18 protein-coding genes are annotated in these 20,442 nt (G+C 64.8%); 8 read left to right on the forward strand and 10 right to left on the reverse strand.

Annotation, left to right across the window (positions count from 1 at the left end):
- Positions 1–135: 135 nt before the first annotated feature.
- Positions 136–1,584, reverse strand: coding sequence for an NAD-dependent succinate-semialdehyde dehydrogenase (locus B552_RS0110075; protein ID WP_019448893.1), 1,449 nt, complete (start codon positions 1,582–1,584; stop codon positions 136–138).
- A 143-nt stretch (positions 1,585–1,727) separates the two neighbouring features.
- Between B552_RS0110075 and B552_RS0110080 the strand changes: the two genes are divergently transcribed.
- The 4 genes from B552_RS0110080 (at position 1,728) to B552_RS0110095 (ending at position 5,230) form a co-directional block, all read left to right on the forward strand.
- Positions 1,728–2,573 carry an IclR family transcriptional regulator gene (locus B552_RS0110080; RefSeq protein WP_083860272.1) on the forward strand — a complete coding sequence of 282 codons (846 nt, stop codon included), beginning with the start codon at positions 1,728–1,730 and terminating at the stop codon, positions 2,571–2,573.
- Positions 2,574–2,681: 108 nt separating this feature from the next.
- Positions 2,682–3,710 carry a peptidase U32 family protein gene (locus B552_RS0110085; protein WP_019448895.1) on the forward strand — a complete coding sequence of 343 codons (1,029 nt, stop codon included), beginning with the start codon at positions 2,682–2,684 and terminating at the stop codon, positions 3,708–3,710.
- A 147-nt stretch (positions 3,711–3,857) separates the two neighbouring features.
- Entirely contained in the window at positions 3,858–4,781 is a 924-nt protein-coding gene (locus tag B552_RS0110090) for a U32 family peptidase (RefSeq protein WP_019448896.1), read from the forward strand.
- Entirely contained in the window at positions 4,778–5,230 is a 453-nt protein-coding gene (locus B552_RS0110095) for an SCP2 sterol-binding domain-containing protein (RefSeq protein ID WP_019448897.1), read from the forward strand. The genes B552_RS0110090 and B552_RS0110095 overlap by 4 nt, the downstream gene beginning before the upstream one ends.
- A gap of 39 nt (positions 5,231–5,269) precedes the next feature.
- On the opposite strand, the gene B552_RS0110100 is transcribed toward B552_RS0110095, so the two are convergent.
- Both B552_RS0110100 and B552_RS0110105 read right to left on the reverse strand, forming a co-directional pair.
- Positions 5,270–6,262: an Lrp/AsnC family transcriptional regulator gene (locus B552_RS0110100; RefSeq protein ID WP_019448898.1), complete on the reverse strand. Its 993-nt coding sequence runs from the start codon at positions 6,260–6,262 to the stop codon at positions 5,270–5,272.
- 177 nt (positions 6,263–6,439) lie between these two features.
- On the reverse strand, positions 6,440–7,690 hold the full coding sequence (locus B552_RS0110105) for an MFS transporter (RefSeq protein ID WP_019448899.1): 1,251 nt from the start codon (positions 7,688–7,690) through the stop codon (positions 6,440–6,442).
- 106 nt (positions 7,691–7,796) lie between these two features.
- Here B552_RS0110105 and B552_RS0110110 point away from each other — a divergent pair, with 106 nt between their 5' ends.
- Together B552_RS0110110 and B552_RS0110115 are read left to right on the forward strand one after the other, a co-directional pair.
- Positions 7,797–8,738: a LysR family transcriptional regulator gene (locus B552_RS0110110; RefSeq protein ID WP_019448900.1), complete on the forward strand. Its 942-nt coding sequence runs from the start codon at positions 7,797–7,799 to the stop codon at positions 8,736–8,738.
- A 248-nt stretch (positions 8,739–8,986) separates the two neighbouring features.
- Positions 8,987–9,526: a hypothetical protein gene (locus B552_RS0110115; RefSeq protein ID WP_237718187.1), complete on the forward strand. Its 540-nt coding sequence runs from the start codon at positions 8,987–8,989 to the stop codon at positions 9,524–9,526.
- A gap of 41 nt (positions 9,527–9,567) precedes the next feature.
- Here B552_RS0110115 and B552_RS0110120 read toward each other — a convergent pair whose 3' ends face one another.
- Positions 9,568–9,897, reverse strand: coding sequence for an H-NS histone family protein (locus tag B552_RS0110120; RefSeq protein ID WP_019448902.1), 330 nt, complete (start codon positions 9,895–9,897; stop codon positions 9,568–9,570).
- 533 nt (positions 9,898–10,430) lie between these two features.
- Positions 10,431–11,813, reverse strand: coding sequence for an NCS2 family permease (locus B552_RS0110125; RefSeq protein ID WP_019448903.1), 1,383 nt, complete (start codon positions 11,811–11,813; stop codon positions 10,431–10,433).
- Between the two features lie 479 nt (positions 11,814–12,292).
- On the opposite strand from B552_RS0110125, the gene B552_RS0110130 reads away from it, so the two are divergent.
- Positions 12,293–13,255, forward strand: a complete 963-nt coding sequence (locus B552_RS0110130) for a chemotaxis protein (protein ID WP_019448904.1) — start codon at positions 12,293–12,295, stop codon at positions 13,253–13,255.
- A gap of 183 nt (positions 13,256–13,438) precedes the next feature.
- Here the strand turns inward: B552_RS0110130 and B552_RS0110135 are convergent, their stop codons facing one another.
- Both B552_RS0110135 and B552_RS0110140 read right to left on the reverse strand, forming a co-directional pair.
- The gene (locus B552_RS0110135; protein ID WP_019448905.1) at positions 13,439–15,781 is read right to left on the reverse strand and encodes a cytochrome P450/oxidoreductase; all 2,343 of its coding nucleotides are present in this window, start codon (positions 15,779–15,781) and stop codon (positions 13,439–13,441) included.
- A 3-nt stretch (positions 15,782–15,784) separates the two neighbouring features.
- Positions 15,785–16,717, reverse strand: coding sequence for a tripartite tricarboxylate transporter substrate binding protein (locus B552_RS0110140; protein WP_237718188.1), 933 nt, complete (start codon positions 16,715–16,717; stop codon positions 15,785–15,787).
- A gap of 168 nt (positions 16,718–16,885) precedes the next feature.
- Here B552_RS0110140 and B552_RS0110145 point away from each other — a divergent pair, with 168 nt between their 5' ends.
- Positions 16,886–17,719, forward strand: coding sequence for an IclR family transcriptional regulator (locus tag B552_RS0110145; RefSeq protein WP_026035518.1), 834 nt, complete (start codon positions 16,886–16,888; stop codon positions 17,717–17,719).
- 6 nt (positions 17,720–17,725) lie between these two features.
- On the opposite strand, the gene B552_RS0110150 is transcribed toward B552_RS0110145, so the two are convergent.
- From B552_RS0110150 to B552_RS28825, 3 genes are all read right to left on the reverse strand, one after another.
- Positions 17,726–18,433, reverse strand: coding sequence for a glutathione S-transferase N-terminal domain-containing protein (locus B552_RS0110150; protein ID WP_019448908.1), 708 nt, complete (start codon positions 18,431–18,433; stop codon positions 17,726–17,728).
- 99 nt (positions 18,434–18,532) lie between these two features.
- Entirely contained in the window at positions 18,533–20,062 is a 1,530-nt protein-coding gene (locus tag B552_RS0110155; protein WP_019448909.1) for an amino acid permease, read from the reverse strand.
- A gap of 28 nt (positions 20,063–20,090) precedes the next feature.
- Positions 20,091–20,375 (reverse strand): hypothetical protein, encoded by a 285-nt coding sequence (locus B552_RS28825; protein WP_157160226.1) that lies wholly within the window; start codon positions 20,373–20,375, stop codon positions 20,091–20,093.
- Positions 20,376–20,442: the final 67 nt, after the last annotated feature.

The raw sequence follows: 20,442 nt of genomic DNA on the forward strand, positions 1-20,442 counted from the left end.
GCGGGAGAGGGGTTGGGGGAGAGGGCACGGCGGTTCAATTTGCGGCAGATGGCAAGCAGAACCTCACTACCCTCTCCCCCGGCCCCTCTCCCATTTCATGGGAGAGGGGAGCGAACAATCTGCGAACGCCACCGATCACATCTGCAGGCACAGATACTTGATTTCGAGGTATTCGTCGATGCCATGGCGCGAGCCTTCGCGGCCAACGCCAGACTGCTTGATACCGCCGAACGGCGCAACCTCATTCGAGATCAGGCCCGTGTTCAGCCCCACCATGCCGTACTCCAGCGCTTCCGCGGTGCGCCAGGCACGTGCGATGTCACGCGTATAGAGATAGGCGGCCAGGCCATACTCGGTGGCATTGGCGGCGGCAACGGCCTCGTCATCGTGCCTGAAGCGGAACAGCGGCGCTACCGGCCCGAAGATTTCCTCGCGCGCCATGCGCATCTCGGCTGTGGCGTCGGCGATTACGGTCGGCGTGTAGTACGTGCCGCCAAGCGGATGCCTGCCGCCACCGGTCAGCACGCGCCCGCCCTTGGACGTCGCATCGTCGACCAGCGAACTGACCTTCTCGATCGCCGCATCCTCGATCAGCGGGCCGACCACCACGCCGGCCTCCAGGCCGTTGCCCACGCGAAGCTGGCCGGTGCGTTCGGCAAACTTCGCGGCGAACGCGTCGTAGATGCCATCCTGGATGTAGAAACGGTTCGCGCAGACGCAGGTCTGGCCGCCGTTGCGATATTTGGCGACGATGGCGCCTTCCACCGCGGCATCGACATCGGCATCGTCGAACACGATGAACGGCGCATTGCCGCCAAGCTCCAGCGACAGCCGCTTCACGGTCGGCGCCGACTGCGCCATCAGAATGCGGCCAACCTCGGTCGACCCCGTGAACGAGAGCTTGCGCACGATCGGGCTGGAAGTCAGCACGCCGCCAATCGTCTTTGCATCGCCCGTGATGACCTGCAGCACGCCCGGGGGAATGCCGGCCCGATGCGCGAGTTCGGCCAGCGCGAAGGCCGACAGCGGGGTCAGTTCGGCGGGCTTGATCACGATCGAGCAACCCGCTGCCAGGGCCGGGGCCACCTTGCGCGTGATCATCGCGGCGGGGAAGTTCCACGGGGTGATGGCGGCGCACACGCCAACTGGCTGGCGCAGCGTCACCAGGCGCTTGTCGGCGGCAGGCGTGGCCAGCACTTCACCGTCCACGCGCTTGGCTTCCTCCGCAAACCATTCGATGAAGCTTGCGGCATAGGTGATCTCGCCCTTGGCTTCCGCCACCGGCTTGCCTTGCTCGCGCGTCATCAGGTAGGCCAGGTCGTCCGTGTTGGCCAGCATCAGGTCAAACCAGCGGCGCAGGATATTGGCGCGCTCCTTGCCGGTTTTGGCTGCCCAGCCTTTCTGGGCCTTCTCTGCGGCGGCAATGGCGCGCTCCGTTTCCGCGGCGCCGAGATCGGCAACTTTGGCGATGATTTCGCCGGTGGCCGGGTCAGCAACATCGAATGTTGCGCCAGAATCGGCGCCGATCCATTGGCCATCGACATAGGCCTGCTGCCTGAAGAGCGAAGCGTCCTTGAGTTGCATGGCGAAATCCTCCGGTTGATTTCCTTGAGATAATGTCGTTCAATAGATTGAACGTTATTCGGTATGCTGAACGGTGACGGTATCTTACGCCCATGACGGGGAGACTGCCAGTGGGCCAGAACCGTTCCGATACAATCGCGCCCATGCCAAAAACAGCCTATGCCAGAGCCGCTTCCGATGCACCAGATGCTCCCGACGCCGCACCGGTGATCAAGTCCACCTCGCCGGCCGTCGTGCGCGCGGTCCAGGTGCTGGACGCCATTGCGACAGCGGCGGAACCGCTGAGCCTGGCCGACCTGACCCGGCTGATCGGGGCGCCCAAGAGTTCGCTGCACGGCATGTGCGACACGCTCGTCCAGTTGCAACTGCTGAAGCGCCTGCCCGGTGGGGCAATGGCGCTTGGGCCGCATGTGATGAGTTGGGCCAACGCGTTCCTGTCGCAGACACAGATTGCCGAGGAATTCCGAACGCTGTGGGACCAGAGCGATGCGTTCCATGACGCTACGGTCACGCTGTCGATGCTCGATGGCGCGGAGGTCGTCTACCTGGCCTGCCAGAATGGCGATCTCCCGCTCGGCGTGACGTTTCGCATCGGCATGCGGCTGCCCGCACCTTATACGGCCACGGGCAAGGCCATGCTCAGTACCGTGCCGACCGCCGAAGTCCGGCACCTGTTCTCCACGGGCATGCCGGCGCCGCTTACGCGCGCGAGCGTGCCCACGGCGCAAGCGCTGATCGATGAACTCGATCAGGTACGAAGCCTTGGGTATTCGATCGACAACGGGCAGATGCGTGACGGGATGACGTGCTTCGGCGCGCCCGTGTTCGACGCCACGCGCGCACGCGCGGTGGGGGCGATTGCAGTGAGCTACCTGACCAGCGAGATCGATGCGCCCACCGGCGAACGCATCGGCACGCAGGTGCGCGCGCTGGCCGATGAACTTTCATCGCGGCTTGGCGCAGGCCGCACGCGCCAAACGCAGGGTTGAGATCCTCAGGACCTCCATCGTCGCGCTTTCATTTCGTTTGCGCCCAGTCAAAGGCCTACTATCGTCGTATCGCTAGCATCCGGAAACTCCTTTTCCGGATCCGATGCGATGACTCAAGCTCCGGCGGCGCACGCGCGCCGTCCTCAACTGGTGGCGCCGGCCGGCTCGCTGGCAGCGTTGCGCACGGCACTGCAGCACGGCGCCGATGCGGTCTACCTCGGTCTGCGCGATGCCACCAACGCGCGTAATTTCGGCGGTCTGAACTTCAGCGAGGACGATATCCGTACCGGCGTCGCGGAGGCCCACGCACGTGGCGCCGAAGTGCTGTTCGCCATCAATACGTTCGCGCAGATGGGTCACGTCGATCAGTGGCGACGGGCCGTCGATGCGGCCGCCGCACTGGGCGCCGATGCGGTCATCATGGCCGACCCCGGCCTGATCGCCTATGCCGCGCAACGCCACCCGTCGCTGCGCATCCACCTGTCCGTGCAGGGCTCTGCCACCCACGCCGACGCCATCGAACTGATGCGCGAGCAGTTCGGCATTCGCCGCGTGGTGCTGCCGCGCGTGCTCACGGTGACGCAGATCGCGAAGCTCGCCCGCCAGACCGATATCGAACTGGAAGTATTCGGGTTTGGCAGTCTCTGTGTGATGGCGGAAGGCCGCTGCCTGCTGTCATCCTACGCCACCGGTGATTCGCCGAACAACAAGGGCGTCTGCTCGCCAGCCCATGCGGTGCGCTGGGACGAACACGATGGCACGATGCACGCGCGGCTCTCCGGCATCCTGATCGACAGCTACGGCCCCGGCGAGCCGGCTGGCTATCCAACGCTCTGCAAGGGCCGCTTCACGGTTGAAGGCGAGCGCGGCTACGTGCTCGAGGAACCAACCAGCCTCAACGCCATTTCGCTGCTTCCCACGCTGATCGATATCGGCATAGCGGCCATCAAGATCGAAGGCCGCCAGCGCAGTCCGCGCTACGTGGCCGATGTGGTCGGCGTGCTCCGCGCGGCCATCGACGACGCGTGCCGAGACCCGAAACGCTTTGCGCCGCGCCAGGAATGGCAGGCCGCACTGGGGCGGCATGCCGAAGGTGATCAAGTCACGCAAGGCGCCTACGAGCGCCCCTGGCGGTAGGAAACCGTTTCAGAACGATTCTGGCGTCGTTGCGCGGCCTGGCCGTACCACTTGTACTGTCTGCGGCCGCGCGTCTAGCCAGAACCGCTTCGCTTCGTTCTGAATCGGTTTCCAAGAGTCGCTGAAATCCATAAGCCGGAACCTCACATGGCAATGTCCACACACCAAACTCCTTCGTTCCGCATTTCCCTTGGTCCCTTGCTCTACTACTGGCCGCGAGCGACCGTGATGCAGTTCTATGCGACGGTTGCGGACAGTGCCGTCGATCGCGTTTACCTTGGCGAGGCAGTCTGCACGCGCCGCCACGAAATGCGGCACGCCGACTGGCTCGATATTGCGCAGATGCTGCGTGAAGCGGGCAAGCAGGTTGTGCTGTCCACGCCGGTGCTGGTCGAGTCCGACAGCGACATCGCGGTCATGCGCCGCGTCTGCACGCAGGAGGATTACCTCGTTGAAGCCAACGACCTTGGCGCCGTGCGCTGCATGACAAGGCGTCCATTCGTGGCAGGCCCCCATCTGAACGTCTATCAGGCCGATACACTGGCGTGGCTGGCCTCGCTCGGCGCAACGGGATGCACCGTGCCAATCGAGATGGATGGCCAGACCATGGCATCGCTCTCCATGGCCCGCCCCGCGGGGCTGGAGCTTGAAGCGATGGTCTGGGGGCGCATGCCGCTTGCGTTCTCGGCACGCTGTTTTACCGCGCGCCACCACCGCCTGCGCAAGGATGCCTGCGAGTTCCGCTGCCTCGATTACCCGGACGGGCTGGTTGCCGCCACGGGCGAGGGCCAGGCGTTCTTCACGCTGAACGGTATCCAGACACAATCGGCTACCTGCCTTGACCTGTGCGCCGAAGTCCCGCAGATGGCGGCGGCCGGCATCGACCTGATGCGCATCAGCCCGCATGCGTCCGGCACGTTCGAAGCGGTCGCGCATCTCGATGCGATTCGTAACGGCCTGCGCGCGGCGGCACCGAGCCCGGTCATGCCTGCCGATGCAACGCCGAGCAATGGCTACTGGTCTGGCAAGCCCGGCATTCAGTGGATGAATCAAGAGGAGGCCGGGGCATGACGATCCTGACTGGACTGATCTCGCGCGTGCATCGGCGGCTGCCCGCGCCGGCGCGCGCCGTACCATTCGTGCTGACGCTGGAGGCGATGCGCCGCTCTGGCTGGCTGCAGCCGCCCGAGGCGCTGAACGGGCATACGTTCAGCCTGACGGTCGAAGATATTGGCCTGGAGGTGCGGTTCCGGTGTGCAAATGGCCGCTTCGTGCCGGGCCCATTCCATGGCGCCGCAACCGACCTGACGCTGCGTGCCAAGGTGGCTGATTACCTAAAGCTGATCAGCGGCGATGCCGATACCGATACGCTGTTCTTCCAGCGGCGCCTTTCCATAAGCGGCGACACCGCGCTCGGTCTGGAGGTCAAGTACTGGCTCGATGCCGCGCCGCGGCCGGCCTGGGTTGGATCATTTGCGGCACGGCTTTCCGTGCTGTTTCCCGCCACCGGCACCTCGTGATCGAAGTGCCGCTGCAGTGGCGCGGCAGCACGGCGATGTTCAGGCAACCGCCATGCTGCCGTAGCGCGTGCCGCGCTGCTTGAAGCAGTGGCTGGCACGGAGCACGGCGTGGGGCATCGCGGCAAGCCCGCCGATCGCATCGAACCGTGCCAGGGTCATGTCGAGTTCATGCATGCTGCGCGCATGAACCATCGCAAACAGGTTGTATTGCCAGTTGGGCAGCCGCCGTGGACGCCGGTAGCACAGGGTGACATGCGGCAGGGTGGCGATGCGCATGCCGATGGCATCGACGCGGGCATCTGGCACGTTCCAGACACACATCGCGTTGTATTTGTACCCGAAGTGGTGATGGCGCAGGATGACGCCGAAACGGCGAATCACGCCGTTTCCGCGCCACAGGGCCAGGCGGCTCAGGGTTTCGCTTAAAGATAGCCCGCAACGTCTGGCCAGGGCGTGATAGGGCTGCGGTGTCAGCGGCAGGCCTGCCTCCAGGGCAGCTACCAGGCGCCAGTCGCAGTCTTCCATCTCGGGCCGCGTTGCGAATGCTGGTGGCGCGCGCCTTGCGAGCGGCTTTTTTGCGCGACGGCCTTTTCCCAGCGGGAAGCCAAGGTCGATGTGATATTCGCGCTCTAGCGGCAGGTCGATCGGCCTCTGCCCAATATCGAACGCGATGCTGTCGAGCACGGCATCGAGCTGCTCGCGGTTGCGCGCGCCGGCGACAAACCAGAGGTTGTAGTGGTGGCCGATGCGGGCATAGTTGTGGCTGACCGCCGGGTCGGCGCTCAGTCGATCCGCAACGCGTTCCATGCGGGCGGCCGGAATGGCCAGCGCGGCCAGTGTGCTGGCACCAATCGAGTTGGGCGCGAAGACCGCGCCGATACGGCTGATGCGTCCACTGCCGAGATCACGCGCAAGCAGGCTCAGGACTGTGCGCTCGGACAGGCCGAGTGGGGATGCGGCACGCTGATAGGGACGGGCGTCGAGCGGAAAGTCGTGCTGGATCCGGTCGTAGAGTTCGGTTTCATCAAACATGGCGGGCGATCGAAGCAATGCACGGAGACAATCGCGGGTGCCATGAAGTTGGCCTTCGTGTTGGCCGTGGCCAGAGGGTCCGTGGAAGGACCGATGACGCCCGCATCATCGGGCATCATCGTGAAGAACCTCCGGACCCTCGTTGACCGGTATCAAGCGAGATGTAGATGCCTGGCCTCAGGACGCGTCGGCCGCCAGACCGATGCCGGGCGCCTTGCCTACATCGGGCGCATTGCGTTCCATGTGTACGGCCAGCAGGGCAATACCCAGTGCAGCCAAAGGCGCGAGTGCAGCTACCCACGGCAGCGCGGCAAGCCCGGGGCCATGCGCCACAACCACGCCGCCAAGCCATGCGCCGATGCCATTGCCAAGGTTGAATGCGGCGATATTGAAGCTCGAAGCCAGGTTCTGTCCGGCGCCATGGGCGTGGCGCAGCACGCGCAACTGCAGCGGCGACACGGTCGAGAATGCCGCGATGCCCAGGATGCCGACGAACGCCGCCACTGCCACACGGCTGTGCAGCGAAAACGTCATCGTTGCAAGCACCACGGTCAGCATCGCCAGCGCGCCCAGCAGCGCGCCGGTGGGCCGGCGATCCGCCATGCGCCCGCCCAGCAGGTTGCCGATGATCATGCCGCCGCCGAACAGCAGCAGGATCGGCGATACGGCGGCTTCGCCGTAGCCGGTGACCTTGGTCAGCAGCGGTTGCACATACGTGATGACCGCGAAGATGCCGATTGCCTGCAGTACCGTCATCAGCAGGCCCAGCAGTACCTGCGGGCGGACGATCGTCTTCAGCTCGTCGACCAGACGCACCTGCGTGCTGTCGTCGCGGCTGCTTTGCACCAGCAGTGCGATCACCGCCAGCGAGATGATCCCGATCACCGTCATCGCCCAGAACGTCGCGCGCCAGCCAAACTGCAGACCCAGCCAGGCGCCGGCTGGCATGCCAAGCAGCGTGGCCAGTGTCAGGCCCGAGAACATGACGGAGATGGCCGATGCGCGGCGGTTGGCCGGCACCAGGCCCGTCGCCACCACGGCGCCAACGCCGAAGAACGTGCCATGCGTGAGCGAGGTGATCACGCGCGCAATCATCAGCGTGGTGTAGTCGGGCGCAAGCGCGCACGCGGCGTTGCCGACTGTGTAGATCAGCATCAGCGCCATCAGCACGGCCTTGCGCGGCATGCGGCGCGTGAGCAGTGTCAGCACCGGCGCACCGGCGAACACGCCAAGCGCGTAGCCCGATACGAGCATGCCGGCGGCGGCGATCGTGATGCCCAGGTCGGCCGAGACCTGCAACAGCAGGCCCATGATCACGAATTCGGCGCAGCCGATGCCGAACGATCCGGCGGTCAATGCATACAGTGCAACGGGCATTCGCTCGCGCGAGCCGGATGCGGCGGGGTGGGAAGCCTGGGGCGCGGCCATGTGGATTCTCCTGCGAGTCCTTCCAAGAAGGCTGCAGTCTGGGTCTTCTCCATCTTGTGAAAAACGGGCAATATCAATAATCAGTTTCAATGAAATATTGATAATCATGGATCGCATAGGCGACATTGCGCTGTTCCTGCGGGTTCTGGATCTCGGTTCGATCAGCGCCGCCGCCCGCAGCCTGGATCTCTCGGTGGCGGTTGCCAGCCAGCGGCTGCAGCGGCTGGAGCGCGATCTTGGTGTGCGGCTGCTGCACCGCACCACGCGCCGCCTGCATGCCACACCGGAGGGCGCGGTATTGGCCGAGCAGGGCCGTGCGCTGGTGGAGGATCTTGAAGCGCTGTCGGGGTCGTTGCGCCAGGCCGGTGCGGGCATTGCGGGCACGCTGCGCGTGACCACGTCGGCAACGTTCGGGCGGCTGTACATATCGCCGCTGCTGCCGGAATTCCTGCGTACCTACCCGAACCTGAACGTCAGCATGCATCTGACCGACCATGTCCTCGATCTGGTCAGCAGCGGTTTCGACCTGGCCATTCGCATCGGCACGCTGGAGGACTCGACACTGGTGGCGCGCAAGCTGGCCGACAACCAGCGGCTGCTGTGCGCCTCGCCCGATTACCTGCGTGAACACGGCTGGCCGCGTACGCCGCAGGATCTTGCCAATCATCAGTGCCTGATCCTGGTTGGGAGCCAGGGGCGTGCCGATGTCTGGCGGCTCGGCGACGGCGCAGGGGGCGAAGTTGCCGTGCGGGTGCGCGGCCGCGTGGAAGCCAATACTGGAGAACTGCTGGCCGACGCCGCATTGGCCGGTCTTGGCATCGCCATGCACTCGGTGTGGCATGTCTGCGACGACCTGCGCGCCGGTCGTCTGGTACAGGTACTGCCCGACTATCCGCTCGCCACCAACGGCATCTACGCCGTTATGCCGCAACGTCGTCTGGCGCCGCCACGCGTGCGTGCCTTTGTCGATTTCCTGGCCGAGCGCTGGCGTGACAATCCGCCCGGCGGGGCCGATGGCGGCCCGGCCTTGGGGCGCGCCCATTCATGACGTACATTGATTAGTTCACGCATCGGGACCGGAGGAAGATCGGTCTGCTGAAATTTTGAGCAGTCCAGTGCGATGCCGCACATACAGGGCCCGCGCGAGTCGTCGGGTCAGGATATCCACAGAATCTGTGGATATCCTCAAAGTGTTACAGCGCACGCCGGGGAAGATGCTGCCCGGCTATGCTTTGGCGTCATTCTCGGTCAACTTTCGGCTTTGTGCTTGCTATGCGCTCGATCCGGTTTGCTGCCATGTCTTGCGTCCTTTCCGCTGCCGTACTGGGCGGTTGCATGACGCAGTATCGCGTGCCTCCCGACGCTCCGTACGCCAGTGTGCGCGTGATGACCAGCACCGACGACCGGACGACGTTCAACGTGCTGGACCCGTCCAGCTGCCCCAAGGCGCCCTGGCCACTGGTGCTGGCGGGCACGGGCAAACAGCTTGCGGCGATGGGGCGTGACAGGGGATTGGAAATGGCCGGCAGTTCGCCCGAGCCGCCGTCGCGAACGCGCGAACGCAAGGTGGCAGTGGGCAAGCGGCTTTATGTTGCCGTGACCTCGACGGCAGCGCCGCCGGCAGAGGAGGTTCGCTGCGCGGCAGGGGTGTCATTCATCCCGCAGGCGGGCGCGCAGTACGAGATCCGGTATTCAAGAGATGAAAAGGCCGAGCATTGCTCGGCCCGTGTGCTGCGGCTGCAGCCGGCGGAAGACGGCAGCGCAACGGTGGCGCTGGAGCCGACACAGCAGGGTTTCCGCGCGCTGCGCAGCGAATATCTGTGCGAGGCGCGCTGATTGGCGTGCCTTGCGCCGCGTGCCGGGCGCCAGCCGCGTGATTACGCCTGTTCGATCAGGAAGCGCTCAGGACGCTTGCCGAGCCAGGCCGGTGCGCGGCCGCGACCCGACCAGGTCTTGCCGGTCTTCGGATCGAGATACTTCGGCGGCAGCGACGACGTCTTGCGTGCCGCAGCGGTACCGGTGCCGGTGCCGCTACCGGCCGGACGCCCGCGACGGCGCTTCGGTGCAATATCTTCGACAGTCAGATCGTAATCCGCCATGAGTTGGCGAATCTGTTCGATCACGCCAGCCACTTCATTGGCACGGACTTCATTGAGCTTGGCTTCCAGAGCTTCTTTTTCAGCCAGCAATTGCTTGTAGGTCGGCATTTTTTGGATCCCCGTTTCAGATTGCATGCGGCATGTTACAGACTTCGTAACGCCACCGCACTATAGAAAATAGTACAAATAAATATCCGGAAAAGCACGATTCAAACACAAGCTGCAAAAATACCGTGTTGGATGTGCTGCAATTCAGTGCATAGCTCGCGCAAGGCAGCCCGATATCGTGAAGGAATTCTTCCGGCTGGCGCTGAGCCGCATGCTAACCAAAACGCGGCAGATTGACCACCCGGATTATTGTGAATTCGTATCGCCGCTAGCCCGATAAGCGGATTTCGATGGTTGCACCGATCGGATTTCGATTGGGGGACGATTTACATGATGTCTTCGCCGCCAGTGACTGTCGGCGCCGATATTCTTGTCAGGTTTTCGGCGCGACTGGAATCTGGCTGCGCCAGGGCATGCGCAATCGGGGAGGGAAAACGAAAAAAAAAGCCTCCGGGGGAAAGTACCCGGAGGCTCGGAAATCCACCGGTGATCCCAGGTGGAGGAGACATCTTTATCGGTGATTGGCCGCTCTGTCAGATCGCCCAGCCACCTGCATAGAAAGTGACCAGTGCCACGGCAATGGCCACTGTGCCGATATTCAGCTTGCGCCATTCGCCCGAGACGATGCGGCCGACCACCAGCGTGCTGAAGCCAAGCATGATGCCGGTGACGATATTGCAGGTCAGCACGATAAATACTGCGCAGACCAGGCCCGAAAGCGCATCGACCAGATCGTCCATATGCAGGCGCGAAACGCTCGACAGCATCAGCAGGCCCACGTACATCAGCGCCGGAGCTGTGGCGTAGGACGGCACCAGGCCGGCCAGCGGCGAGAAGAACATCACGGCCAGGAACAGCAGGCCAACGGTGACTGCGGCCAGGCCCGTGCGTGCGCCCGCGGCCACGCCCACCGTCGATTCGATATAGGCCGCAGCGGGGGCGCCGCCAAAGAAGGCCGAAAAGATCGAGCTGACCGAGTCGGCGGTAAGCGCGCGGCCGCCGTTGTGGATGCGGCCCGTGGTGTCGAGCTGGTTGGCCTGACCGGCCACGGCGCGGATCGTGCCGGTGGCGTCGAAAACGGCGGTCATCACCAGCGCCAGCACACTAGGCAGCACGGCGGCGGACAGCGCGCCGCGAATGTCCATCGCACCGATCAGCGACGTGTGGCCCGGCGCCGACAGCGACGGCAGCGCAAACACGCCAGTGAACTTGACGGACGGGTCCAGCACCAGGCCAAGCGCGGAGATCGCCACGATCACCAGCAGGATGCCGCCCGGCACGCGACGGCGCTCAAGGCCGAAAATCGCGGCCAGGCCCAGGACCGACATGATCACCGGAAGCGACGTGAAATGCCCCAGTGCCACAGGCAGGCCCGGGCCGGGATTCTTGACCACGAGTCCAACGTCATTCGATGCGATCAGCAGCAGGAACAGACCGATGCCGATGCCGGCGCCGTGCGCCACGCCCGCAGGCAGGTTGCGCAGGATCCAGCTACGCACGCCGGTGACCGAGATCGCCGTGAACACCACGCCCATCAGGAATACCGCGCCCAGCGCAACCGCGGGCGACAGATGCTGGCCCAGCACCAGGCCGAAGGCCATGAACGCGGTCAGCGAGATGGCGCAGCCAATGGCGATTGGCAGCTTGGCCCACAGGCCCATCAGCACGGAGCCGAATGCCGTGGTCAGGCATACGGCGACGAAGACCGCGCTGGTATCGAATCCGGCTTTGCCGAGCATGCCGGGAACGACGAATACGGCGTAGACCATCGCCATGAAGGTGGTGATGCCGGCGACGATCTCGCGGCGCTGCGTGCTGCCGCGCGCGCTGATCTGGAAATACTGGTCGATCTTGCCTTCCGCGCTGGGGCGAGCGGCATCCGCGTCCGTGACGGACGGATAGGGCTGTTCGATCATGATTGACTGTCTCCTTGCAGGGGCACCGCGCACGTCCGCGTACGGATCGGGCGTCGGCCTCGTCTCACGTGGTTCCGGTTGCGAGGGCAGAGTTCCCGTCGGCATCGGTTGGTCCATGGGCATGGACCAGGGGTGCGGGTTGCTCTTTCCTCGGTGTCCGGCCATCGGGCCGGGGCCGGTCGGCCACCTCTGACGGGCGGGATCCGGCGAGGCTCAAAGGTAGGCCAGCGCAACGCCCGCTTCATCATCGGTGGGACATGCGGAACATGCCGGGTGCCGAATAATCCGGGGTTTCCGGTGCTTTCCACGGCTCAGGGATTTCCCTCGGTGGCGCACAAGGCAGCAAGCCGGGCGCGGTATCCGTCACAACCGCCGTCACAACCACCAATTCGGCCCACCGGCAGGCTAAAGGTTGAAGTGGCCGTGGCCGATAGTCCTTCGGCAACACCCGTAATCACCTACCCCAGCGGAGCATGAGCATGACCAGCGCGATGAGAGACATCGACGAGCGCACCAACCTGACCAACAACAACCAGTTCGAGTTGCTGTTGTTCCGACTGGGAGAAGCGACACACAGCGGGCAGTCCGAACTGTTCGGCATCAACGTGTTCAAGGTCCGCGAGATCCTGGTGATGCCGCAGATCACGACCGTGGTGGGTGCCGAGCCGTCGATCCTGGGCATGGCCGATATTCGCGGCCAGGTGATCCCGGTCATCGACCTGCCGCGCCTGCTGGAGTGCAAGCCGAAATCCGGCCTGAACATCATGCTCGTGACCGAGTATGCGCGTTCGACACAGGGTTTCGCCGTCGAGGCGGTCGAGGAAATCGTCCGCATGGACTGGAGCCAGGTAGTTTCCGCCGAAACCAGCGTGAAGGGCGGGCTGGTAACCAGCATCGCCAGGCTTGACGCAGGTGGCGAGAATCCGCGCCTCGTGCAGGTGCTCGATGTCGAGCAGATCCTGCGCGACGTGCTGCCCACGCGCCAGCCCGATGTCGATCCGGCCACCGTTGGCCCGGCACTGAACATCCGTCCGGGCAGCAAGGTACTGTGCGCCGACGACTCCGCACTGGCGCGCGGCCTGATCGAGAACGGCCTCAAGGCGATGGGCGTGCAGGTGGTGATGACCAAGACGGGTCAGGAAGCCTGGGACATGCTGGGCCAGATCGCCGACTTGTCCGCCAGCAAGGGGCAAAACATCCGCGACGAGGTCGCGCTGGTGCTGACCGACCTGGAAATGCCGGAGATGGACGGCTTTACGCTGACGCGCAAGATCAAGGCCGATGCGCGGCTGAAATCGCTGCCCGTGGTGATTCACTCCTCGCTGTCCGGCGAGGCCAGCGAGGAACACGTGCGCAAGGTCGGCGCGGACGCCTATGTGTCGAAGTTCCTGGCCAAGGACCTGGCCGAAACGATTCGCGGGGTACTGGCGCGGCATCCTTGATGGGTGCGACGATGCGCGTGATTGCCTTTTGACGCGCTGGCCCTCTCCCCCGACCCCTCTCCCGCGTGCGGGAGAGGGGAGACCACCAAGGGCATGTCGAATTCTGTCGGTTGGCTCCCCTCTCCCGCTCTGCGGGAGAGGGGCAGGGGGAGAGGGTTCAGCGCATCAACAACCACGGCGCGCCTACAGCACCAGCACAATCTTCCCGCCCTTCACCGCGCGCGAGCAGCAGGCCATCATCCGATTGTTCGCCTCGCGCTCGGTGCGCGTCAGCACCACGTCGCGGTGATCGATCTCGCCGGCCAGCACGCGCACTTCGCACGATCCGCACAGGCCTTCCTCGCAATCGCTTTGTACGTCGATGTTCGCGCTGCGTAGTGTGGCCAGCAGCGTTTGATTGGCAGGTACTTCGAGCGTCAGCCCCGAGTCTTTCAACTCGACCGTGAACGGCTGCTCCCTGGCGGGGTCAAGGGTGCCCAGCGTCGAACTGAAGTGTTCAACCCGTAGTGCATCCTCGGGCCACGCGGCACACAAATTCTCCAGCGCTTCGATCATGCGTGCCGGGCCGCAGGCATAGACCTGCGTGTCCGCGTCGGGCGTGCCGAGCAATTGCGCGAAGTCGGCGCGCTGGCCTTCGTCGCGCGCGTAGACGTGCAGGCGGTCGCCATGCAGCGCGCGCAGTTCGTCGACCATCGCCATGGCAGGCCGCGCGCGCCCGCAATAGTGGAACGTGTAGTCGATACCGAGTTCGCGCGCACGCCGCGCCATGGCGCTGACAGGCGTCACGCCAATGCCCCCGGCAACAAAGATCGCGCGCCGGCAACCTTCGTCCAGCCGGAAGTGGTTGCGCGGGCCACGTACCTTGAGCTTGTCGCCGGCGTGCAGGCTTGAGTGCATCCAGGCGGAGCCTCCACGGCTTTCAGGCTCGCGCAGTACTGCAATCTCGAACGCGCCCGTATCGGCGGGGTCGCCGCACAGCGAATACTGGCGCGAGATGCCCGTGTTGCCGCATTCGACGTCGATATGCGAGCCCGGCGACCAGCGTGGCAGCGGCCGGCTGTCTGGCGACACCAGCCGGATCTTCACCACATTGTCTGCGGCGTGCTCGACGCGCTCGACCACAAGCGTGCGGCCTGTGGTCCCGCCGGTCGGCTCACCAATGCGCACGGCGTCGCGCGGGGCCAGCACGGACGGATCGGTGCGCTCCGGGTTCCGTGTCGGGTCCCATTCGACCCACAGGTGCTCCGGTCCACGGAACGAGGTATTCGGCACGTAGGTGAAGCGCTGTTTGGCCAGGCGCATGTGGGGCAGGCGGCGGGTCAGTTCCTCCAGGAAGATCTGCATCTCCATGCGCGCGAGGTTCTTGCCCATGCACTGGTGCGAGCCGTAGCCGAACGTGAGCTGGTCGCTGGCGTTGTCGCGATGAATGTCGAACAGGTCGGCATCGGCAAAATGGCGTTCGTCATGGTTGGCGGACGACGTGACGATCAGCAGCTTGCTGCCCGCCGGCAGCGCAATGCCGCCAACCTCGGCGTCACGCGTGACAATGCGCCGCCATGCCGCCACCGAGCCGTTGTGGCGCAGGCATTCCTCCACCGCATTAGGGATCAGCGCAGGGTCTTCGCAGATTTCGCGCCAGACGTCGGGGTGTTGCAGCAGCAGCTTGATCGCATTGGCCGATGCGTTGGCCGTGGTCTCGTGCGCCGCCACGATGCCGGCCATCATCATCGAGTGCAGATAGGAATCGGTGACCACCTCGGGCAGCTCACGCTGCTTGCGCAGCCCGTACTGCATCCAGCCGGGGCCGGACGGGTCCTCGCGCATCTTGTCCAGGATGCGGCCGGCCAGTTGCCAGAAATTGCCAACGGCATGGGCCACGGCCACCTGCTCCTCGGGCTTCGGCCGGCCCCACGTATTGACCGTATGGGCGATCGAATACTGGCGCAGCATGTCCATGTCTTCCTCGGGCACGCCGAGGAAATGCAGCGCCACGGTCAACGGCACTTCCCAGAGCATCTGGTCGACCAGATCCGCGCGGCCGTCGTCGATAAAGCGGTCGACATACTCGCGTGCAAGCTTGCGCACCATCGGCTCGTGGTGAGCCAGTTCAGCAGGCGTGAACGGCTCCATCAGCGCGCGGCGGCGCGGCATGTGCGCGGGCTCGTCTTCATTGACGAGCGTGCGGTTCATCGCGTAGCCGTATGACGCCAGCACGGCGTTGGCTTCGTCGCCCGTCGGCGTGATCTTCTCCAGCGCGATGGATGGGCTGAAGGTGATGTTGTCGCGGAAAATCGCCTTGATGTCGTCGTAGCGCGTCACCACCCAGTAGCCAAGCTTCGGGCTGAAGAACACCGGCTCCTGCTCGCGCGACCAGCGCACATACTCGGGCGGGTCCTGCTGGTAGCCGTCTTCAAACGGATCGAACGCGGCGGCCTGATGGCTGACCGGGCAACCGTCGGGCGCGCGCAGCGCGCTATGGTCGATGGGGCAGCCGCCGCTGCGGGCCGGCGCGTTCGTCTGCGACATGGCTTAGTCCAGGGAGATCTTCAGGTCGTGAATCAGCTTGGTCCAGCGCGTGGTTTCATTGCGCAGCAGGTCCGTGTATTGCGCGGGCGAGTTGCCCACCGGCTCCACGCCGAACTCGACAAGCTTCTTGTTGATGCCCGGGTCCTTGATCGCGGCCACCACCTGCTTGTTCAGCGTGGCAATCACGTCGGGCGGTGTGGCCGCGGGTACCACCATTCCAACCAGTGCGGCGGCTTCTACGTTCTTGAAACCAAGCTCGGCGAATGTCGGCACGTCAGGCAACTGCGGCAGCCGCGTGGCGTTGGCCACTGCCAGCGGGCGTACCTTGCCGCCCTTGATAAAGCCTGCGCCGGCCGCGTAGTCGACCATCATCGCCGGGATCTGGCCGGCGGCCACATCGGAGAGTGCCGGCCCCGCGCCCCGGTAAGGCGCGTGCGTCATGGTCAGGTGCGCTTCCACCTTGAGCAACTCCATCGCCAGATGATGGGGGCTGCCTGCACCGGCCGAGCCATAGTTGATGCCGCCCGGCGTGGCCTTGACCTGGGCGATGAATTCCTGCGCCGTCTTTGCCGTGCTGCCCGGACCCACTACGAGGATCATCGGGAACCGACCGATCAGCGTGACGGGCGCGAGGTCGCGGGTCGGGTTATAGGACAGCGTCTTGTACAGGACGGGGTTGAACACCAGCGTGCCGTTGTCGGCGGAGAGCACTGTGTAGCCATCGGCCTGCGAGCGCGCGGTCTCGGTCGCACCGATCGCCGTGTTGCCGCCAGGCTTGTTGTCCACGACCACTGGCTGGCCGATTTTTTCCGACAGCCCCTTGCCGATCGTGCGCGCCAGGAAGTCCGAGCCGCCACCGGCGGCGTACGGCACGATCCAGCGAATGGGCTTGGTCGGATAGGTGTCGGCGGCGTGCGCGGCGGCGGTGAAGGTCATGCACGTCACGGACGCAACGGTCGCGACGGTCGAAACAAGCAGCGCTGCAGGCTGAAAGCGGGGCATCGGGTTGTCTCCTCGGTGTTTGGCCGGATGGTATTTGGCCTGTTTTGCGTAAATCATATACGCATTGCGTAATCGTTGAATTGAGGGTTAACCTCAGCCGCCATGTCTACGACACCCGACAAATCCGCCCCCGCCGCGGTTCCAGCCCCAGCCCCGCGCCCGCGCGAGCGCCGCCAGCGCGTGCAGGCCGCCGAAACCGGCATGGCCGTGCTCAAGGGGCTGGCGCGCCTGGGCGGCCGCGCCAGCCTGACCGCCATCGCCGCGCAGATCGACGAAAGCCCGGCCAAGGTCCACCGCTATCTGGTGAGCCTGATGGAGGAGGGGTTTGTGGCGCAGGAGGCGGGCACGCAGCAGTACCACCTTGGCTTCGAGGCGCTGCAGATCGGGCTGGCGGCGATGCGGCAGGCCGACCCGCTGCGTCTGTCGGAGGCCTCGCTGATCCGCCTGCGCGAGCGGCTGGAAGTGACATGCTTCGTCGCCGTGATGGGCAACAAGGGGCCGACCATCGTGCGCATCGAGGAACCGGGACTGCCGGTCACGGTGAACGTGCGTGTCGGATCGGTGATGCCGCTGCTGTGGTCGGCCACCGGGCGCGTGTTCCTGGGCATGCTCGACGAATCGAGCGTGCAGGCGCTGGCGCTTGCGGAACTGGATGCGCTGACGCCGGACCAGCGCGCGCTGCTCGATGCGGACGATCCGCTTGGGCAATTGCGCGAACCCGTGCGCGCGCAGGGCTGCGCGGCGGTACGCGATACCAATCTGAAGGGGATCAGCGCCGTGGCGGCGCCGGTGCGCGACTACACGGGGCGTGTCTGCGCGGTGCTGACGGCGCTGGGCGCGACCGGTGGCTTCGATGCTTCGATAGACGGGCCGGTCGGCCGCGCGGTGCGCGAGGAAGCCGCGGCGATCAGTGCATCGCTGGGCTACCCCGCATGACCATGCTTACTCGGGGCGCTTCGGGATATTGATGGCGCGCTGCACGGCGGGGCGGGCCATGAAGGCGTCCAGAACGCGCGTGACTTCCGGGAAGTCCTGGATGCCAACCAGATCGCCCGCTTCATAGAAGCCCAGCAGATTGCGGACCCACGGGAACGTGACCATGTCGGCGATCGTGTAGTCGTCGCCCATGATCCAGCGGCGGCCGCGCAGGCGATCGTTCAGTACGCTGATCAGGCGGCGGGATTCGGCCACATAGCGGTCACGCGGGCGCTTGTCCTCGAAGTCCTTGCCGGCAAAGCGGTTGAAGAAGCCAACCTGGCCGAACATCGGGCCGATGCCGCCCATCTGGAACATGACCCACTGGATCGTCTCGTACCGCAGGGCCGGATCGGCCGACATGAACTTGCCGGTCTTCTCGGCCAGGTAGATCAGGATCGCGCCCGATTCCCACAGCGCCAGCGGCTTGCCGCCCGGACCGTTCGGGTCGATGATCGCCGGGATCTTGTTGTTCGGGTTCAGCGACAGGAATTCCGGCGTCAACTGGTCGTTCTTGTCGAAGCGGACCAGGTGCGGTTCATACGGCAGGCCGGTTTCCTCGAGCATCAGCGATACCTTGATGCCGTTGGGGGTATTCAGCGAGTAAAGCTGCAGGATGTCCGGATGCTGCGCCGGCCATTTGCGGGTAATGGGAAAGGCGGACAAGTCTGCCATGTGATCCTCGTGATGATGAAGGCGAGACGAGGATGGTAAACGCTTCGCGCGGAGGCTGCAGAAGCGTGGTTCCCGGGGCTCCCCCCCGGGAACCCGGCCTTAGTCCGCTGACACGGGGACCAGCGGCCGTGCCGGGCGCACTTCCTCTTCGGCAACTGGCAGCGCCGGGAACTTCATGTCGGCGTAGCTCACGAAGCGCGACTTGCGCGCCACGCGGTAGCCAAGCCAGACCAGCAGGAAGATCGGGATGCCGACATACGTGGCGGCCACGCCTACCCAATCGACCTTGCCGTCCGCGAATGCCTGGTAGTTCTGGCCCAGCGTGACGATCAGGCACAGCGCGAACGCAAAGATCGGGCCGTATGGGAAGAACGGCGAGCGATAAGGCAGCCGGTCAAGGTCGAGCCCCTGCGCCACGAAGCCCTTGCGGAAACGATAGTGGCTGACCGCAATGCCAAGCCAGGCGATAAAGCCGGTCATGCCGGACAGGTTCAGCAGCCAGAGGTAGACCGACTTGCTTTCGAACAGCGAGGTCAGGAAGCACAGCGCGCCAACCGCCGTGGTGGCCAGCAGCGCGACCAGCGGCACGCCGTTGCGCGTGAGCTGCGCGAAGATGCGCGGCGCGCGGCCCTCGGTGGCCAGGTTGTAGAGCATGCGCGTGGACGCGTACATGCCCGAGTTGCCTGCGGACAGCACGGCGGTCAGGATCACCGCGTTCATCACGCCGGCGGCAAAGGCCAGCCCGGCATGGCGAAACACGAGCGTGAACGGGCTAACGCCCACCGTCTGCACATCGCTCTTGAGCAGGCTCGGATCGGTGTACGGAATCAGGATGCCGATGATCAGGATTGCCAGCACGTAGAACAGCAGGATGCGCCAGAACACCTGCCGCACCGCGCGCGGAATGGTCTTTGCCGGGTCTGCTGATTCGCCAGCGGCCACGCCGATCAGTTCGGTGCCCTGGAACGAGAAGCCGGCGATCATCGCCACGCCGATCATCGCGGGTAGCCCGCCGACGAAGGGCGCATCGCCAGCAGTCAGGTTGGCCAGCCCATCGACATGCGCAACGTCGCCGCGCAGGATGCCGAAAATCATCAGCGTGCCGATGCCGATGAACGCGATTACCGTGACCACCTTGACCAGCGCGCACCAGTACTCGGCTTCGCCGAAACCGCGCACTGAGATTGCATTGAGCGCGAACATCAGGCCCAGGAACAGCGCGCTCCACAGCACGCCTGGCGTATCGGGGAACCAGTACTGCATCACAAGCTGCGCGGCGGCAAGCTCCACCGCAATCGTCACGGCCCAGTTGTACCAGTAGTTCCATCCAAGCGCGAAGCCGAAGCCTTCGTCCACGTACATCGCGCCATACGTGGCGAACGAACCGGACACCGGCATGTAGGCCGCAAGCTCGCCAAGGCTGGTCATCAGGAAGTAGACCATCGCCCCGATCAGGACATATGCGGCAAGCGCACCGCCCGGGCCTGCCTGCGCGATGGTGGCGCCCGAGGCGACGAAAAGCCCGGTGCCGATCGATCCGCCAATGGCGATCATGGTCAGATGGCGTGCCCGCAGCGTGCGGCGCAGACCGGGCGCGGGGGCGCTGGGTGTTGAATTCGTATTGGACATAGGCTGCCGGCCGTTGAGGTGGGCGGCATCATAAGAGAAAACGCGGGGCGGGAAAAGAACAAGGCCCTCGAACCGTGGTTTCGTCGCGGATCAGCATTGCCAGACAGGCTGATTGCACATCGGAATCAGAAGCGTGGTTGTCATCGATCAACCCTTGACCGATGGCCGATGAATGCAACCGCCATGACCTGTGCAAGACTCTGCGTTCCGGTTTCAAGGGCAAGGCGCGGCCGCTGATCGCGACGCCAATTCTTGCCAGCCGGGCCACAAGAAAACACAACAGCAGCACCTTCAGGGAACACAGAACGGTCATGACTCAGCGATGCCTCGGCACCGAAGGGGTGCCCGCGCGTGTGCACAGCGCGCAGCAGTTCTCCGGC

Source organism: Cupriavidus sp. BIS7 (genome assembly GCF_000292345.1).
Taxonomy (GTDB): Bacteria; Pseudomonadota; Gammaproteobacteria; order Burkholderiales; family Burkholderiaceae; genus Cupriavidus.

Coding starts and splice junctions, on each gene's coding strand:
- B552_RS0110085 (WP_019448895.1), top strand. CDS start 2,682: ATGACTCAAGCTCCGGCGGCGCACGCGCGCCGTCCTCAACTGGTGGCG.
- B552_RS0110080 (WP_083860272.1), top strand. CDS start 1,728: ATGCCAAAAACAGCCTATGCCAGAGCCGCTTCCGATGCACCAGATGCT.
- B552_RS0110145 (WP_026035518.1), top strand. CDS start 16,886: ATGTCTACGACACCCGACAAATCCGCCCCCGCCGCGGTTCCAGCCCCA.
- B552_RS0110125 (WP_019448903.1), bottom strand. CDS start 11,813: ATGATCGAACAGCCCTATCCGTCCGTCACGGACGCGGATGCCGCTCGC.
- B552_RS0110115 (WP_237718187.1), top strand. CDS start 8,987: ATGTCTTGCGTCCTTTCCGCTGCCGTACTGGGCGGTTGCATGACGCAG.
- B552_RS28825 (WP_157160226.1), bottom strand. CDS start 20,375: ATGACCGTTCTGTGTTCCCTGAAGGTGCTGCTGTTGTGTTTTCTTGTG.
- B552_RS0110150 (WP_019448908.1), bottom strand. CDS start 18,433: ATGGCAGACTTGTCCGCCTTTCCCATTACCCGCAAATGGCCGGCGCAG.
- B552_RS0110075 (WP_019448893.1), bottom strand. CDS start 1,584: ATGCAACTCAAGGACGCTTCGCTCTTCAGGCAGCAGGCCTATGTCGAT.
- B552_RS0110130 (WP_019448904.1), top strand. CDS start 12,293: ATGACCAGCGCGATGAGAGACATCGACGAGCGCACCAACCTGACCAAC.
- B552_RS0110095 (WP_019448897.1), top strand. CDS start 4,778: ATGACGATCCTGACTGGACTGATCTCGCGCGTGCATCGGCGGCTGCCC.
- B552_RS0110090 (WP_019448896.1), top strand. CDS start 3,858: ATGGCAATGTCCACACACCAAACTCCTTCGTTCCGCATTTCCCTTGGT.
- B552_RS0110105 (WP_019448899.1), bottom strand. CDS start 7,690: ATGGCCGCGCCCCAGGCTTCCCACCCCGCCGCATCCGGCTCGCGCGAG.
- B552_RS0110140 (WP_237718188.1), bottom strand. CDS start 16,717: ATGACCTTCACCGCCGCCGCGCACGCCGCCGACACCTATCCGACCAAG.
- B552_RS0110100 (WP_019448898.1), bottom strand. CDS start 6,262: ATGTTTGATGAAACCGAACTCTACGACCGGATCCAGCACGACTTTCCG.
- B552_RS0110135 (WP_019448905.1), bottom strand. CDS start 15,781: ATGTCGCAGACGAACGCGCCGGCCCGCAGCGGCGGCTGCCCCATCGAC.
- B552_RS0110120 (WP_019448902.1), bottom strand. CDS start 9,897: ATGCCGACCTACAAGCAATTGCTGGCTGAAAAAGAAGCTCTGGAAGCC.
- B552_RS0110155 (WP_019448909.1), bottom strand. CDS start 20,062: ATGTCCAATACGAATTCAACACCCAGCGCCCCCGCGCCCGGTCTGCGC.
- B552_RS0110110 (WP_019448900.1), top strand. CDS start 7,797: ATGGATCGCATAGGCGACATTGCGCTGTTCCTGCGGGTTCTGGATCTC.